16 protein-coding genes are annotated in these 15532 nt (G+C 60.8%); 9 read left to right on the top strand and 7 right to left on the bottom strand.

Annotated elements, in window-relative coordinates; all coding sequences use genetic code 11:
* Nucleotides 1-449: 449 nt before the first annotated feature.
* Nucleotides 450-1220: a UTRA domain-containing protein gene (locus tag QD208_RS03705; RefSeq protein ID WP_279835711.1), complete on the top strand. Its 771-nt coding sequence runs from the start codon at nt 450-452 to the stop codon at nt 1218-1220.
* 152 nt (nt 1221-1372) lie between these two features.
* Here the strand turns inward: QD208_RS03705 and QD208_RS03710 are convergent, their stop codons facing one another.
* Nucleotides 1373-1930: an NYN domain-containing protein gene (locus tag QD208_RS03710; RefSeq protein WP_279835712.1), complete on the bottom strand. Its 558-nt coding sequence runs from the start codon at nt 1928-1930 to the stop codon at nt 1373-1375.
* A 205-nt stretch (nt 1931-2135) separates the two neighbouring features.
* Nucleotides 2136-2324, bottom strand: a complete 189-nt coding sequence (locus tag QD208_RS03715; protein ID WP_084589604.1) for a hypothetical protein — start codon at nt 2322-2324, stop codon at nt 2136-2138.
* A 330-nt stretch (nt 2325-2654) separates the two neighbouring features.
* Here QD208_RS03715 and QD208_RS03720 point away from each other — a divergent pair, with 330 nt between their 5' ends.
* The 5 genes from QD208_RS03720 (at nt 2655) to QD208_RS03740 (ending at nt 7301) form a co-directional block, all read left to right on the top strand.
* A complete protein-coding gene (locus tag QD208_RS03720; protein WP_279835714.1) occupies nt 2655-3740 on the top strand; it encodes an NAD(P)-dependent alcohol dehydrogenase in 1086 nt (361 codons plus the stop codon).
* Nucleotides 3741-3887: 147 nt separating this feature from the next.
* On the top strand, nt 3888-4751 hold the full coding sequence (locus QD208_RS03725) for a PA4780 family RIO1-like protein kinase (protein ID WP_054557253.1): 864 nt from the start codon (nt 3888-3890) through the stop codon (nt 4749-4751).
* 483 nt (nt 4752-5234) lie between these two features.
* Nucleotides 5235-6251 (top strand): substrate-binding domain-containing protein, encoded by a 1017-nt coding sequence (locus QD208_RS03730; protein WP_054557255.1) that lies wholly within the window; start codon nt 5235-5237, stop codon nt 6249-6251.
* A gap of 273 nt (nt 6252-6524) precedes the next feature.
* Nucleotides 6525-6938, top strand: coding sequence for an arsenate reductase ArsC (locus QD208_RS03735; RefSeq protein ID WP_279835719.1), 414 nt, complete (start codon nt 6525-6527; stop codon nt 6936-6938).
* A gap of 27 nt (nt 6939-6965) precedes the next feature.
* Complete coding sequence (locus QD208_RS03740; RefSeq protein ID WP_279833316.1) at nt 6966-7301, top strand: metalloregulator ArsR/SmtB family transcription factor; 336 nt, start codon at nt 6966-6968, stop codon at nt 7299-7301.
* A gap of 89 nt (nt 7302-7390) precedes the next feature.
* Here the strand turns inward: QD208_RS03740 and QD208_RS03745 are convergent, their stop codons facing one another.
* The 4 genes from QD208_RS03745 to QD208_RS03760 form a co-directional block, all read right to left on the bottom strand.
* Nucleotides 7391-7891: a DUF1456 family protein gene (locus QD208_RS03745; protein WP_054557257.1), complete on the bottom strand. Its 501-nt coding sequence runs from the start codon at nt 7889-7891 to the stop codon at nt 7391-7393.
* A 116-nt stretch (nt 7892-8007) separates the two neighbouring features.
* Nucleotides 8008-8772, bottom strand: coding sequence for a YiiX/YebB-like N1pC/P60 family cysteine hydrolase (locus tag QD208_RS03750; RefSeq protein WP_279835723.1), 765 nt, complete (start codon nt 8770-8772; stop codon nt 8008-8010).
* A gap of 87 nt (nt 8773-8859) precedes the next feature.
* Entirely contained in the window at nt 8860-9966 is a 1107-nt protein-coding gene (locus QD208_RS03755; protein ID WP_279835726.1) for an endonuclease/exonuclease/phosphatase family protein, read from the bottom strand.
* 95 nt (nt 9967-10061) lie between these two features.
* Nucleotides 10062-10991 carry a DMT family transporter gene (locus tag QD208_RS03760; RefSeq protein WP_279835728.1) on the bottom strand — a complete coding sequence of 310 codons (930 nt, stop codon included), beginning with the start codon at nt 10989-10991 and terminating at the stop codon, nt 10062-10064.
* Between the two features lie 396 nt (nt 10992-11387).
* On the opposite strand from QD208_RS03760, the gene QD208_RS03765 reads away from it, so the two are divergent.
* Entirely contained in the window at nt 11388-12254 is an 867-nt protein-coding gene (locus QD208_RS03765; protein ID WP_279835731.1) for a cation diffusion facilitator family transporter, read from the top strand.
* Between the two features lie 214 nt (nt 12255-12468).
* Here the strand turns inward: QD208_RS03765 and QD208_RS03770 are convergent, their stop codons facing one another.
* On the bottom strand, nt 12469-13851 hold the full coding sequence (locus QD208_RS03770) for an NAD-dependent succinate-semialdehyde dehydrogenase (RefSeq protein ID WP_279835733.1): 1383 nt from the start codon (nt 13849-13851) through the stop codon (nt 12469-12471).
* Nucleotides 13852-14210: 359 nt separating this feature from the next.
* Between QD208_RS03770 and QD208_RS03775 the strand changes: the two genes are divergently transcribed.
* Both QD208_RS03775 and QD208_RS03780 read left to right on the top strand, forming a co-directional pair.
* A complete protein-coding gene (locus QD208_RS03775; protein WP_043336039.1) occupies nt 14211-14651 on the top strand; it encodes a phosphotyrosine protein phosphatase in 441 nt (146 codons plus the stop codon).
* A gap of 27 nt (nt 14652-14678) precedes the next feature.
* A complete protein-coding gene (locus QD208_RS03780; RefSeq protein ID WP_043336040.1) occupies nt 14679-15338 on the top strand; it encodes an HlyD family secretion protein in 660 nt (219 codons plus the stop codon).
* Nucleotides 15339-15532 lie beyond the last annotated feature (194 nt).

The following is a 15532-nucleotide window of genomic DNA, read 5'->3' on the forward strand; positions in this document are numbered from 1 at the left end:
TAGTTCAGTTCGAAAGGCACGATCGACTCTAGCGCTCGCCTGTGACAGTTGCGTGTCGTCAACATGTCGTTGTCATGGCATGGGATGGCGGCTCTGTCTCTGCCTTCTTCATACCTTCTTCGTGCCTTGCCGCGGGCCCCGGTCCTCGCTATCTTCCAGAGCCATAAGTGTGCAAAGCATGGGCGTACAAGGCATGAGCCAGCGTGTGATGACTGGCCTGTCGTGGCAGCCAGACCTGCGCTGTCACCGAGTTGTCACGCCAATGCCACTATTCTCCTCATGCGTGTCTCGACAAGCGTGTCTTGAAAAGTCGCACTGAGCTTTGCGGGGTATCTGAACTAGACCACAGAAATCGTTTCGCTCTGACCCTTTCCATCCTGGACGCCCTGGATGTCATGCAAGTGACTCGCCAGAAATTACTGTCTTTCGTTATCTTTCAGGAACTTCGCATGCCTTCATCTTCGCTTGAGCCCCAGAGTGACGCCGCTTCATCGGCAACTTCTGACACGGATGTCCCCGTGGCAGGGCTCAAGGGCAAGCTGCTGAACCATCTTGAGGCAGCGCCGTTACGCGCTTCACAGCGCCTGCCCTCCGAGCGCGAGATGATCGAACGCTTTGCCACGACGCGGGTCACCCTGCGCGATACCTTGCTGCAGCTGGAGGCGGAGGGGCGTATCTATCGCGAGAATCGGCGGGGCTGGTTCGTCTCGCCGCCACGACTGCGCTATGACTTGCTGGCGTGCCTGCCATTTCGCGACATGGTCGAGTCACAGCAGCGGGTGGCCAGCACCGAGGTACTGGCGGCAGGAGAAGTCGCCGCCAACGCGGTGATCGCTCGGCGGCTGGGGATTGCGGAGGGCTCAGTGGTCTATCGGATCACTCGCGTGCGGCGTATCGATGAGCGGCGCGTGCTGCATGTCTGCCATCACCTGCGACGTGACTGCTTCCCGGGCATCCTCGATTTCGACCTCGCTGCCCACTCCCTGACCGACCTCTACCGGCACGAATACGCCATCCGTGTCAGTCGCGTCAGCTTCGAGCTGGCCTCCACGGTGTTCGACGCTGAGGCCGCCGCTGCGCTGAACGCCGCGCAGGGCAGCCCCGCGCAGCGCATCACCCGCATCAACTTTGATCAGAATGGTCGCGCGGTGGACTGCGATGATGAACACTGGCGCCACGATGCCATCGAATTGACGCTGAGTGCCGCACCACAGGGCTAGTCGGCAAGTTCGTGGCGAAGCCTGAATGCCTGGCAAGCCGCTGGTGGCCTAGACGAAAACGCCCGCACATCCTCTTGTTTAGTGGAGGGCGTGCGGGCGTTTCTTGTGCGATGGGCAGGGTTCGAGCGCGGTTGAGACCCGATCGATCGGTATCAGCGCATCAGCAGGCTTTCATCGACTTCGCGGAAGTGATGGGCGCTTTTCATCAGGGCGAGGGCTGTGAGGGCTTCGACGCCATAGACGCGGGTGGTGATGGCGTGGCGGGTGGCGACATGATCCAGCAGCAAGGCGAAGTCGCCATCGCCGGAGGCGAGGATGATCTCATCGACCTCGGGGGCGGCTTCCATCACGTCGATGGTGATGCCGACATCCCAGTCGCCCTTGGCCGAGCCGTCGCCGCGCTGGATGAAGGGCTTGAGTTTGACCTCAAAGCCTATCTCGCGCAGGCGCTGCTGGAATTGCTGCTGCTTGGGGTCGCCACGGTCGATCGCATAGGCGTAGGCATGTTGAATCGAGCCGAGGCGCTCGAGCTCTGCCCACAGGCGACGATAATCGAACTGCCGACCGAAGGTGTCGCGGGTGGTGTAGTAGATGTTCTGCACATCAATGAAGACGGCCAGGCGTGTGCGTGCCCCATCCGCGTCGCGAGTGCCATGCACGCTTTGCTGGCGGGAGTCGAGAGCGCTGTCGCGCGAAGAGGATGCTGGCATGGGCGTCGCCGTGGCGGGAGGAGCAAGGGCAGGCAAGAGGTGATTTTCCTCTCCCCAGAAAGAAGCCGGCCGCTACCTGATGATGCAGGGCAGCGGCTGGAGATCTAGCGATGAACAACGCTGTTACCGGTCAGTGACTCGATGGCAGACGCCAGTTGAGCAAGGCGAGCAGCGCGTTCGGGCACCAAGGCTTGATGGGCAAGCCTCAGCTCTTGGCAGCAGGGTTTGACGGCTTGGTCGGCTTGACGCCAATGACCTGGCCGCTGACACCGGATTCAATCACATCCACTTTGCCACCACGGTCCAGGAAGGCCTGCATCTGAGCTTCAAGCGAGGCTGAGGTTTCGACAGCAGCCGGTGCTTTTTTCTTTGCAGCAGTACGAGTATTCGCCATACGGGACTCCGTTCCAAGACGTGAGGGGTGAAGATGCATGATAACACAGTGGCAACTTTGCTGCTTGATGGCGTCAATTTGGAATCAGAAGCAAGATGTTTTGCGTCGCTTTCCCTTGTGTCTGCAAGCCTCGCGCAGCTTGGTGGGGCGCTGTTGCGATCTGACCAACACAGTGATGCAGGGCAGCCAAGCCATTGAAATGTCGTGCTGTCGGCAAGAAGTTAGTGGGCATGATCGCGATTGCCGCATGGCATGCGAATCCTTTTACGGGCGCTGAATCATCTTTGATGACCAGGCTGTCCGACGCTCAGCCAAGCAAGGAGAGACTCCATGACAAGCCCTTCCAACGGTAATTTTGACGGCCAGACTCGCGCTTATGCGGTGGCATCCGAAACGGCAGACCTGGCGCCCTGGAACTTCGAGCGTCGCCAGCCGCGACCGGATGACGTGGCCATCGAGATTCTCTACTGCGGTGTCTGTCACTCGGATCTGCACGTCGGCCGCAATGACTGGGGCTTTTCTCAGTATCCGCTGGTGCCGGGGCACGAGATCGTGGGTCGGGTGACCCAGGTGGGCAATGACGTCAGTCAGTACAAGGTGGGCGACATGGTCGGCGTCGGCTGCATGGTGGATTCCTGCCGTGAATGCAGCGCCTGTCAGAAGGGGCTCGAGCAATATTGCCTCGACGGCATGACCATGACCTACGGCAGCCCGGACCGTCACGATGGCAGCCTCACCCAGGGCGGCTATTCCGACAAGATCGTCGTCAGCGAACGCTTCGTGGTCTCCATCCCGGACAAGCTCGACCCGGCAGTGGCCGCGCCGCTGCTGTGCGCGGGTGTCACGACCTATTCGCCGCTGCGTCACTACGGCGTGAAGTCCGGCGACAAGGTCGGGGTGATCGGCATGGGCGGCCTAGGCCACATGGGCATCAAGTTCGCCAAGGCGATGGGTTGTGAAGTGACGCTCTTCACCCGCAGCGAGAGCAAGGTCGAGGAAGCGCGCGAGAATGGTGTCGATCATGTGATCGTCTCGACTGATGACGAGCAGATGGCAGCCGCCACCGAAACCTTCGACTTCCTGCTCGACACGGTGCCGGTGCCGCATGATCTCAACCCTTACCTCAATACCCTGAAGTACGACGGCACGCATATCCTCGTCGGCCTGGTGCAGGAAGTGGACCCCGCGCTGCAGGGCGGCAACCTGGTCATGAAGCGCCGTGTACTGGCGGGCTCGTTGATCGGTGGCATGCCGGAGACCCAGGAAGTGCTCAACTACTGCGCCGAGCACGACATTGGCTGCGATATCGAGATGATCGACATCAACACCATCAATGATGCCTGGAAGCGTATGCAGGAAGGCAAGGTCAAGTATCGTTTCGTGATCGACATGCAGAGCCTCAAGAACGCTCAATAAGCGCTGGCGCTGCTGCCGCCGAGGCAGTCTGTCAGTGAATGCTGAAACCCCCGCCAATGACGCATTGGCGGGGGTTTTGTCGTAAGGTATGTCACAAAATTGCTACAGGTGATTCCCGATGTATCGCAAAACGCGTATAAGAACGCGATGAAAACGCCAAAGAGAATCCAGCCGCTCATAGATGACGGTCTGGTCGATGAAGTGCTCCGCCCCTTGATGAGTGGCAAGGAAGCCTCGGTTTACGTCGTGCGCTGCGGAGAAGAGATTCGCTGTGCCAAGGTCTACAAGGATGCTGCCCAGCGCAGCTTCAAGCAGGCTGTGCTGTATCAGGAAGGCCGCAAGGTGCGTAACAGTCGCCGTCAACGGGCGATGGAGAAGGGCTCCGGCTTCGGACGCAACCAGCAGGAGGCCGCCTGGCAGAATGCCGAGGTCGATGCGCTGTATCGTCTGGCCGATGCCGGTGTGCGCGTGCCGCAGCCGTTCGGCTGCTTCGATGGCGTGCTGCTGATGGAGCTGGTCACCGATGACGACGGCAATGTGGCACCACGCCTGAATGATGTCTCGATGTCCGCCGAGCAGGCGCGGGAAGACCATGCGCTGATGATGCAGTACATCGTGCGCATGCTGCATGCCGGCCTGGTACATGGCGACCTGTCCGAGTTCAACGTGCTGGTCGATGACTATGGCCCGGTGATCATTGATCTGCCGCAGGCGGTCGATGCCGCGGCCAACAACAATGCCAAGAGCATGTTGGCGCGTGATGTTGCCAATATCACTGCCTACTACGCGATGTTCGCGCCTGAACTGGCACAGACACGCTACGCCGACGAGATCTGGGCATTGTTCGAAGCCGGTGATATGGACCCGGATGTCGAGCTGACAGGCCTTTATGAGGACGACGCCGAAGCGCCGGACGTGGATGCGCTGCTCGAGAACATCATGGCGGCCATGGAAGAAGAGCAGGAGCGCAAGGCGCGCCAGAAGAGTGCCGAAGAGGGCGATGATGACTAGCAGGAACCTTTAGCTGCTAACTGCTTGCCAGGACTCGGGCTCCCGCCGGAAGCGCTGAGGAGGGGCTCGCCAGTGGCAAGCGAGTGATGCCCTGTCACGCACGCTGCCGATTCGATGGCCTGATCCTCCCGCGAGTGGCTGGGGAGATCAGGCCATTTCTGTTGGGGGCTTGTCTCGGCCGAAGGTAAAGCAGAGAGGCGAAAGGGGAAGGAATAGAGGAAGGGATAGAGAGGCAAGGCAGTCCGCGACAGGATACTCAGCGGAGATGTCACGCGACTGCAATAAAATGATGCTCATATATGCCAATGCGTATTTGTCGACATGCCTGTCATCGAGATACGTGTTCAGCATGCCGAGGGGGATTCTCATCACTGGCATGTGGCGATTGGCAAAGTGTCGCGCCAATCGGGGCGGCGGAGTCGTGAGGGATTCCGCCACCAAATATATGCTTATTCATATAAATCAATGCATCGGGGCACCGCAATGAATCGCCCTCTCAAGCAGCTCGCTTTTGTGATCGCCTCTGCGGCTATCGTGTCCAGTGCACAAGCACGTGACCAGGTTCGCATCGTCGGTTCCAGCACCGTCTATCCCTTCTCGAGCTATGTGGCGGAAGAGTTCGGTGTCACCACGGATCATCCCACTCCGGTCATCGAGGCCACGGGTTCCGGTGGCGGCATGAAGCTCTTCTGTGAAGGTGCCGGCAGCAACACTCCGGATATCACCAACGCCTCGCGCCGCATGAAGGCCTCCGAATTCGAGCGCTGTCAGGAAAATGGCGTGACCGACATCACCGAAGCCTTCATCGGTTATGACGGCATCGCCTTCGCGCAGTCCAACACCAACGACCCTGCCGCCTTCACGCTGGAGCAGATCGCACTGGCGGTTGCAGCCCAGGTGCCGGTCGATGACAAGCTGGTGGCCAACCCCTATACCCGCTGGAACCAGATCGATTCCAGCTTGCCGGACCGCAAGATCACCATCTATGGGCCGCCCAGCACTTCCGGTACGCGCGATTCCTTTGAGGAGCTGGTGCTGGAAGCGGCTACCGAAGAGATGGACGGCTATGGCGGCGAAGGCTACTCCAAGGTACGCAACGATGGCGTCTTCGTGCCGGCCGGCGAGAACGACAACCTGATCGTGCAGAAGCTGTCGGAAGACACCGAGGCCTTCGGCGTCTTCGGTTATTCCTTCCTCGAGGAGAACGAAGACTCGCTGAGCGGCGCGACCATCGACGGCATCGCCCCGTCTCCCGAGGCCATCTCGGAAGAGACCTACCCGGTCGCACGTACCATGTTCTTCTACATCAAGAATCAGCATGCGGACGAAGCGCCGGTCATGTATGACTACGCGGATCTGTTCATGAGCGAGAAGATGGTCGGCAACCTGGGCTATCTGAAAGGCATCGGCCTGATTCCGGCGCACGAAGAAGCGCGCAAGGCGGCGCGTCAAGCCGTCGTCGACAGGAAGACCCTGACGCTTTCGGACCTGCAGGGCTGATGACGTGAGCCACGCGGTGCGGCGGTCGAGTGCATCGTGAACGTAGCGAGTGGCGGTCTTCGCGGGCTGGCGTGGTGTGCCTGGCAGTTGCCGGTCACTGCGCTGGCCCGTTCGCGTCTGTTGCAGGTGTTGTTGCAGGGGTTGTTGCAAAAAGTGATCTGAAGGTGGGGCGCCAAGGCCTGAAAGGCTACTGACATCAGTTTGTTATACAAGCGCGGTACTTCTGATATGCGACCTTATGGTAAGGTAAAATTGCAGCTCTGGAGATGAGTCATGTCCAAACAGCGAGTGCTTTTTCTGTGCAATGCCAATTCTGCCCGCTCCCTGATGGGAGAGGCATTGCTGCGTAACATGGCGGGAGACGAGTTTGACGCCTTCAGTGCCGGTGTCGCGCCTGATGCCCCGCAACAGCATGCGTTGGACGCTCTGGCGCGCGCCGGGGTGGATAATTCAGGTCTGGCGAGCGAGTCGATCGATCGCTACCGCTCTCAGTCCTTCGATGCCGTCATCGTGCTGTGTCAGAAGGCGCAGCAGCAGTGTCGGCAGTGGGATGGCCAGACCGATGAGCTGTTGTTCTGGGATATAGAAGATCCGCGCAATGAGGATACTGCGGTGTACTATGGGCGCGCCTTGAACGAAATTCGCACGCGCTTGCAGCTGTGGTTGGCGGCACGCTCACATCATTGAATCAGGTGGAATTCTGCATTGTCTCTTCTGACCCCGACACGTCTTTTCAAATGCCTCAGCGACGATACACGCCTTGTGCTGATGTTGCTTATCCATGCAGAAGGCGAGCTTTGCGTATGCGAGATGACCTACGTGTTGCAGGAGTCGCAGCCCAAGGTGTCGCGCCATCTGGCCCAGTTACGCAATTGCGGTCTGCTGCTGGACCGCCGCCAGGGGCAATGGGTCTATTACCGTCTGATGCCTGACCTGCCGTCCTGGGTATTGCCGGCGCTGGTCGCGGCGGCGGAAGGGAGTCAGCACCGCATGGCGCCGTTGCTGGCGCGCCTGGCCACCATGGAAGGGCGCCCCAACCGCGAATGCTGAGCCGCTGTTGGTACCGCCATTGCCGTCATACAACAACGCCGCCCTGGATTCCGGGGCGGCGTTGTTGTTGAGAGCACATCAGAGTCTGATCAGACCGGATCGACGGCGTGCTGCTCGGTCTCGGGGTCATGGCGACGATGGCGCAGTTCGATGCCCTTGAGCAGGTTGCGCAGGATCTGGTCCTTGCACTCGCGGTAGTGGCGATGATCGGGCTTGCGGAAGAAGGCAGACAGCTCGGACTTGGTGATCAGCTCGAAACCGGCCAGTGCCAGCAGCTCGAGCATGTCGTCATCCTTGAGCTCGAATGCGATCTTGAGCTTGCGCAGAATCACGTTGTTGTCGAGACGCTTTTCAGGCGCCGGCTGGGCGCCTTCGCGCTTGCCGCGACGTACGTTGATCAGGCCATTGAGGAACCTGGCCAGGTCGATGTCCTTGATGCGCTGCTGAGCTTCATCATCATCGCGCTTGAGCCAATCGCTGATCTGGGCGCGTGAGACCTCGTGGTCCGCGGCAGCGAAGGTGTTGATCATGTCGGTGTCGGAGAGGTTCAGCGCGTAGCGCAGGCGACGGATGATGTCGTTATTGGTCACGGGCGTGGTTCCGGTCGTGAAGAGTGTCAAAGGGCGGCAGGCGGCTCAGTCGGCACAGGAGAGCTGATGCACCAGCGCCGGCCAGCAAGGCCGCGGATGGCGCGCAGCATACCAGATCAGGCGGGCGGTTCGCTCCACTGCAGGCGATGGGGATCGAATCCGGCGCACAGGGTCGGCTTGATGATGTCGAAGTAGGGCGAGATATCGAAGTCGCAGGGCGCAAATAGGCTGTGATGGCGGATATGAAGCAACTCCTGATAGCAGTGCAGGCATGCCGGGTCGTTGGAGGGCAGGACGTCGCTGTCTGGCAGGATGGGATAGCGCACGGCCTGGAAGGCTTCGGCGATCAGCGATGAGCAGATCGCGCGGGTCGGGTCGCCGCTGCCCAATGCCAGCATGCGGCGTCGATAGCGGCTTGGCACCGGTGGTGTGCGAATCAGATAGCGAGCCAGATCGACGATGTTGCGCAGGTCATATTGATGGCCCAGCCGCGCTTCGGCGTGGGCGATCAACGCGCTGATCTCCTTCTCCGTGAGTCCGACCGGGCGGCAGATGCGCGTGTGCTGATGCCAGTAATGGTTGAGGGGGGCGCGGCGCACCCCGGCGGTGACGTCCGCTTCCAACAGGCAGTCGCCCCTGACCGGACGTCCTCTGGTGTCCAGCGGCGTGCGCACGCAGAGCGCGGCATGAGACCAGGTCGACTGGGTGAGGTAGCGAATGGCGGTGCTGATACGCGAGGAGCCCTCGACCAGCAGGACATCGCCGCGCCGCAGGGTGGCAGCCAGCTTTTCCGGTGATGACGTGGCGCGATGCGCCGGTAGCTTGCCCGGCGCCGTGAGATGACGCGCCAGCCGCGTTCCCAGCCAGTCGAGTCCTCGCATGCCTGCCTCCCGTATGGCTCAACCCTCATCAGCCAGTTTGGGACCTTTTGGTGAATTCAGCCAAATGCCACCTCAGGCATGTCGGGCTCAGCGACCCGGTTTCGGCACGTCCTGCTGACTGACATTCTCGTCGTTGGCGGTCTCACTGGCCTCGGCCTGGTCGTCGGCGTCCGGCTCTGGGGCATCGAGCGTCTCGCCAGTGTCCTGGGCGGGCGTCAGCGCCAGTTCGGTGAGCAGCGGGAAGTGGTCCGAGCCGAAGGCTTCCATGCGCGCCACGCGTACCACACTGAAATGCTCGCTATGAAAGAGGTGATCCAGCGGCCAGCGCAGCAGGGGAATGGTGGCGTGGAAGGTATTGAACATGCCACGGCCCACGCGGGGGTCCAGCAGACCGGACAGCTTGCGGAACAGGCGCGTGGTGCGAGACCAGGCCACGTCGTTGAGGTCACCGGTCACGATCACCGGTTGCTGGCTGTCGGCGACGCTGCGCGCCACGATGATCAGCTCGGCATCCCGCTCGGATGACTCGTCATTCTCGGTCGGGCTGGGCGGCGCCGGGTGCAGGAAGTGCACCCGTACACGGTCACCGCTGGCCAGTTCCAGTTGCGCATGCATCGACGGCACATCCTCTTCGACCAGGTAGTCGATGCTGGCGTCATGCAGTGGCAGGCGTGAATAGACATGCATGCCATAGAGGTTATCCAGCGGGCATTTGAGGGTATGCGTATAGCCGTATTGCTCGCTATCCGCCTCGAGCACGTCGAGCCGCTGCTGCCACCAGTCATCGGATTCCAGCGTCACCAGCACATCGGGCTGTTCCCGTTCGACGATGGTCAGCAGCTTGTCACTGTCGTGGTTGCTGGTCAGAACGTTGGCGGTCAGAAGGCGAATATGGCGCTGTCTGTCATGGCTTTTTGCCCGTGCGGACTCGCATGGAAAGAGGCGGGTATAGGGCATGATCCAGTGTGCCTGATAGACAAGTCCGGCCACCGCTATCACGACCAGTGTCACCCTGAGCCCGAAGGCGAGATCGGACACTGCGAGGTCGGCGATCAACAGCATCGCCCACAATGCGGCCAGCTGCAGGCGGGGGAAATCCATGATGCGCACCGACCAATGGCGAATACGCGTCAGTGGCAGCAGGGTGAAGGCTGCCATCAGCAGCGTCAGTACGCCGAGTAGTGTGGGGATCATGGTGGCTCCGGTGGTAGAGAATGGGGCGGGAAGTCGAAGGCTCAAGCGTCAGACATGGTGGCGACATGCCTGACACTCAAGTCAGGACGCATTACTCACGAGGCAAACCGCCGTTGACGCCACAGGCGTGAGATCCATTGCCAGCGATTGATCAACAGGGCGGTGAAAATGAGGCCACAGCCGGTCATCTGGATCAGGGTCATGCGCTCACCGAACCAGGCGGCTGACATCAGAGCGGCCCAGACCGCTTCCAGCATCAGGATGACCGAGGCGTGGCTAGGGGTGGTCAGGCCCTGTGCGTAGATCTGCAGGAAGAAGCGCAGCGTGCTGGCGATCAGGGTACTGGCCAGGAACCAGCTCAGGATGTCGAGACTGATACCGGCGGGCCAGCTCTCGCTGAGTGCCGAGAGTATCAGGCAGGTGACGCCGGTGGTCATCAGCTGGATAGCCGTCAGCGGCAGGGCTGGGATGTTGCGTACCAGGCGTGAATTGAAGTTGAACACCAGAGCGAACAGGCAGGCGGCGCCGAAGATGAGCCACTGGGCGGGCTCGATGGTGAAGCCATCGGTCGCGCCGGGCTGCCCCATGCCAAGCAGCGCGAAGCCGAGCAGGGCGGTGGGCAGTGCGATCCAGGTGCTCAGCGGCGGCCTGTCTTTGAACAGCAGTCGTGCGAGCACCGGCACCATCAGGATGCCGAAGCTGTTGATAAAGGCGATCACGCCCAGCTGATCAGACAGTGCGACCCCCAATGACCAGCAGGCCATGGCGCCCCCGAACAAGACACCGACGCCGCTGGCACGCAGCTTGCGTATGGTTGAAAGTTGCCCCAGTGAGCGCGCATCGAAGATGGCCAGAATGAGCCCCGCAAGCAGGAAGCGACTGCCGATGAACAGCAAGGGGGGCATTCCGGCCATTGCCTCCTTGGAGAAGATCCAGCCTGCAGCGGCGATGATGGTGACCAAGAGGAGAAGCAGATCGGCCTTGAGGGGCGAACGGGAGGGGATCGTCTCGGAGGAGAGGCTCATGGGGAAGGCGGGAATCCTTTATTCGTTGCGACACATGTAGTAACTATCCTACCAAGCCGGCGCAACGACTGCTGGTCTTTATCGGAACGCGAAAATCCGCCAATGCGACTTGAATGCCGCGCGACTTTCGACGTTACGCTGCGCATCATGCAGACATGTTTCTTTTTTCATTAGATGGCCGGAGGTTGAATGGCATCGACACCGCAAGATGAGGTTCGCGAACCCTCTCATGAGCCTTACGAGCAGCACGCTCACGATCATTCCCATGCCCTCGCCCCTTCAGGCGGTCGCTCGCATGGCCATCCACACGGTAACCCACATGATCATTCGCACGGTCATTCGCACAGCCACACACACGGTCATTCACACGGGCACCACCATGATCATGCGCCTGAGGTGACAGCCGATAGCGAGCGACGCGTCAAGCTGGCGATGTATCTGACGGGCGGCTTCATGCTGGCGGAGGTGGTCGGCGGGCTGATCGCAGGTTCACTGGCCCTGCTGGCGGATGCCGGGCACATGCTCAGTGATACCGTGTCGCTGGCATTGGCCTGGTGCGCGTTTCGCCTCGGGCATCGGGCGGCGACCCGCAAGCTGACCTTCGGCTATGCGCGCTTTCAGGTGCTGGCCGCGTTCGTCAATGGCCTGACCCTGCTGGTGATCGGGGCGGCGATCGTGGTGGCAGCCATCAAGCGGCTCTGGCTGCCCTCCGACGTACTGGCGGGGCCGATGCTGGCGATTGCCGTGCTTGGACTTGTTGTCAATATCGCGGCATTTCGTATCCTGCATCAGGGCGATCAGGACAACCTCAATCTGCGCGGCGCGGTGTTGCATGTGATGGGGGACCTGCTCGGCTCGGTGGCGGCCATCGTCGCCTCGCTGATCATCATGTCCACCGGCTGGAATCAGGCGGACCCGCTGTTGTCAGTGCTCGCGGCAGTGCTGATATTGCGCGGTGCCTGGTCGTTGGTGAAGCGGTCGGCGCACACCTTGCTGGAAGGCACGCCGGAGCAGCTCGACCATGCCGATATCCAGGCCGGCGTTCTGGCGCTTGAGGGCGTGGAGAGCGTACATGACCTGCATCTGTGGGGGCTGACGCCTCAGTCGCCGATTGCCAGCCTGCACGTCGTCGTGGCCGCCACCAGCGTACCCGGCGATGTGCTGGAGCGTGTTCAGGCCTATCTGCGCGACGGCCATGACATCTCGCACGTCACGGTTCAGCTGGAAGGTGAAGCATGCCTGCAGGGCTGCGTGATGCGCTGACCTGATGGGTGCGATCAGTGCGATGGTCGAGAGAGGAAATATCGCAAGGCAGAGCTTGCGAATTCTTGACGCAAAACGCCCCGCTGAAAAGCGGGGCGTTGTTCATTGCCGCGAATGGTCTGGAGTGAATCATCCGCTGCAGTCTCTTCAGCTGTTCATTCTATTCAGCTGTTTAGTGTCGCTGGCGTTACGTTACGCCTTAAGGTACAGCGACTCAGTGTTCAGCGACATAGACGGTGCGGATGTTCATGAAGGCACCGAAGCCATATTCGCTCTGCTCACGACCGTAGCCACTGCCTTTGACACCACCGAAGGGCAGCTGGGCGAAGGGCGTGGTCGGGCGGTTGACGAAGCTCATGCCAGCTTGTAGCTGACGAGAGACGCGTTCACCCCGTTCGTCGTCCTTGGCCACCACGGTGCTGCCCAGGCCATAGGGGCAGTCGTTGGCAAGCTCGATGGCATGCGCTTCGTTGTCCGCGACCACCACGGAGGCAACCGGACCGAACAGCTCTTCATTGAAGGCCGGATTGCCTTGGGTGACGTTGGTCAGCACCGTCGGCGGATACCAGGCGCCGTCGCGATCCGGAATCTCACCACCGCACTCAAGCTTGGCGCCTGCCTTGATGGCGCGCTGGACTTGGTCATGCAGGTCATCGCGCAGGTCCTTGCGAGACATCGGGCCGATATCGACCCCTTCGCTCATCGGGTCGTCCATGCGCATGTCATTGACCTTCTCGATCAGGCGCTTGGAGAAGTCCTCGGCGAGGGACTTGTCGACGATCAGGCGCTTGGAGGCGGCGCAGCTTTGGCCGGTATTGTCGAAACGCCCGGCGATGGCGAGATCCACTGCACGCTCGATGTCGGCGTCATCCAGCACGATCAGCGGATCGATACCGCCCAGCTCCAGCACGCTTGGCTTGAGCGCCGCGCCTGCCTGCTCGGCGACCTTGCGTCCCGCCTCTTCACTGCCGGTCAAGGTGACGCCCTGGACGACAGGATCATTGATGATGTCTTCGATCATCTCCGAACCCACCGGCAACCAGGTGAAGATACCCTCTTCAAAGTCGGCCTTGTGGAATAGCTGAGTGATCAGATCGGCACAGCCCGGGACATTGGAGGCGTGCTTCATCAGGCAGACATTGCCGCCCGCCAAGGCCGGAGCCGCGAAACGGATAACCTGATAGAGCGGATAGTTCCACGGCATCACGCCGAGGACGGCGCCGATGGGGTCCTTGACGATCTTGGCACGCACGGCGCCATCGACATCACGTTGCTCGGTTTCCATCAGCTCGGGCAGGTTGTCGGCATAGAAGCGCGCAATGCTTGAGGAAATCTGCGTCTCGCTGATGCCCTGATCATAAGGCTTGCCCATCTCATGGGCGATCTGCGTGGCGATTTCCTTCTGATGCTCATCGATCAGGTCCGCCAGAACGGTGAGGCGCTGCGCACGATCCTTCACGGTGGTCTGACTGAAGCTCGAGTATGCCTTGCGCGTCTGCTCCAGTTTCTGCTGAACCTCTTCCTTGCTCAGCGTGGCGTATTCCTTGAGAACCTTGTCATTGGCCGGATTGGACGCGGTCAGTGTCTTGTTGCTCATCTTGCCTCCCTGGTGGGTGCTGGTTCAGCAAGTGACTGAATGGGTGTCGCGAGGGATTGGGATCGCCCTAGGCCAGTCACTTCATTGGCTACATATCAGGACTTGGAGATATTGCCAGAGGTCTTCAAGGGGCAGGGGGCTATTGCGTCGGATCATCTCAGTGTTGCCATATGAGCACGCTGCTGGCCCTTGTAAAGCCAAAGGTGTCGTCTGTGATCGGTTGCGAAGCTGGTAAACGGAACCTGCCGAACAGGCTGCCAGCATGCGACAATGGGCGTCTGACGTCCGCGCGGGGCCAAGCTTGCCGCGCGCCGGGCCATCAACATGAGTGCAAGCGTCACAAGGAAGAGGAAGTCAGCGTGTTCAACAATATTCTGGTGGTGTGTACCGGCAATATCTGTCGCAGCCCGGTCGGCGAGTCACTGTTGAAGCAGGCGTTGCCTGGCAAGACAGTGCACTCGGCGGGCGTGGGCGCACTGGTCGATCACCCGGTCGAACCCACGGCAGCTCGCTTCGCCGTCGAATCGGGGCTCGAGGTGGATGAGCATCGTGCGCGCCAGGTGTCGGTCGAGATGCTGACGGCTGCAGACCTGATTCTGGTCATGAGCGATGGCCATCGCCGCGCCATCAACCAGATGGCACCGCAGGTCAGTGGCAAGACGATGTTGTTCGGCCGCTGGCTGGCGGGCGGCCAGGGGGAAGAGATTCCCGATCCCTATCGCAAGAGCGAAGAGGCCTTTCGGCATGCTCATCAGAAGCTGGTGGAGGCTGCTGCGCTATGGGTCAAGAAACTGATGTAATCAATATTGTGCTTTTAAAAATCTTTTATGGATTTTCCCGCCGAGCGTCGCGTGGAGCAGCTGGACTGGCGTCGCTCCGCCAGTGGTCTGGATCGCAGGCTGCTGCAGGATAGCCCAGTGGTGCAGGCTGATCTTGACGTGCAGCGCCAACGGGTCAGCGCGCTGCAAGCCGAGCAGGCGACCGGTCAGCTGGAGGCGGCATTCGCCGGCAAGGTGCACTCGCTCAACCCTGCCTTGCGAGAAGGAGGCTGGGTCGGTGAAGGGGAGTGGGTGATGACGCTGCGCAATCCCCGGCAGGTGACCCTGACGGCCTGGGTAGAAGAGGAAGAGGTGCTGCGCGTCGATGAAGGTGCCACTGCCTGGTTTTATCCGCTGGCGCCGGTAGGCAAGCCGCTGGAAATGCGTGTGGTCAGCGTCGAGCCTCAGGCAGTTGCGGTGCTTGAACAGCCGGAAATGGCCTCGCCCTACGGTGGGGAGTTAAAGGTTCGCGAGGGCGAGGAAGGGCAGCTGGAACTGATGCGCAGCCTCTATCGGGTCACGCTTGAGCCAGTGGACTTCTCACAGGCCCTGGCACTCTCGATGCCTGGCCGGCGCGGCATGGTCAATGTCGAGACAGAGCCGCGCAGCCTGTTGAGCCGAACCTGGCGTGAAGTGGTCGGGGTCTGGCGTCGCGAATCCGGTTTCTGACACCGCTACTCTTCTTGCATCTTGCACCCTGAAAGGGAAAAGAAGCCCAGCCCCCGAGTGGCGTTCGCCGCTCAGAGGCTGGGCTTCTCTGGTCTGGTTCTGGAGAAAGGGGTAGTGTGTGGTTTTGAGAAATGCCGCTTCTCTGCTCTATGGCGTGCTCCGCCTTGACTCAGCAAGCCCGAGCCTCTGATTCA

Origin of the sequence: Cobetia sp. 29-18-1, assembly GCF_029846405.1 — a bacterium.
Classification (GTDB): domain Bacteria; phylum Pseudomonadota; class Gammaproteobacteria; order Pseudomonadales; family Halomonadaceae; genus Cobetia; species Cobetia amphilecti.

Excerpts from the sequence above, each read along its gene's own strand:
- QD208_RS03705 (WP_279835711.1), top strand. The coding sequence starts at position 450 with ATGCCTTCATCTTCGCTTGAGCCCCAGAGTGACGCCGCTTCATCGGCA.
- QD208_RS03710 (WP_279835712.1), bottom strand. The coding sequence starts at position 1,930 with ATGCCAGCATCCTCTTCGCGCGACAGCGCTCTCGACTCCCGCCAGCAA.
- QD208_RS03715 (WP_084589604.1), bottom strand. The coding sequence starts at position 2,324 with ATGGCGAATACTCGTACTGCTGCAAAGAAAAAAGCACCGGCTGCTGTC.
- QD208_RS03720 (WP_279835714.1), top strand. The coding sequence starts at position 2,655 with ATGACAAGCCCTTCCAACGGTAATTTTGACGGCCAGACTCGCGCTTAT.
- QD208_RS03725 (WP_054557253.1), top strand. The coding sequence starts at position 3,888 with ATGAAAACGCCAAAGAGAATCCAGCCGCTCATAGATGACGGTCTGGTC.
- QD208_RS03730 (WP_054557255.1), top strand. The coding sequence starts at position 5,235 with ATGAATCGCCCTCTCAAGCAGCTCGCTTTTGTGATCGCCTCTGCGGCT.
- QD208_RS03735 (WP_279835719.1), top strand. The coding sequence starts at position 6,525 with ATGTCCAAACAGCGAGTGCTTTTTCTGTGCAATGCCAATTCTGCCCGC.
- QD208_RS03750 (WP_279835723.1), bottom strand. The coding sequence starts at position 8,772 with ATGCGAGGACTCGACTGGCTGGGAACGCGGCTGGCGCGTCATCTCACG.
- QD208_RS03755 (WP_279835726.1), bottom strand. The coding sequence starts at position 9,966 with ATGATCCCCACACTACTCGGCGTACTGACGCTGCTGATGGCAGCCTTC.
- QD208_RS03760 (WP_279835728.1), bottom strand. The coding sequence starts at position 10,991 with ATGAGCCTCTCCTCCGAGACGATCCCCTCCCGTTCGCCCCTCAAGGCC.
- QD208_RS03770 (WP_279835733.1), bottom strand. The coding sequence starts at position 13,851 with ATGAGCAACAAGACACTGACCGCGTCCAATCCGGCCAATGACAAGGTT.
- QD208_RS03780 (WP_043336040.1), top strand. The coding sequence starts at position 14,679 with ATGGATTTTCCCGCCGAGCGTCGCGTGGAGCAGCTGGACTGGCGTCGC.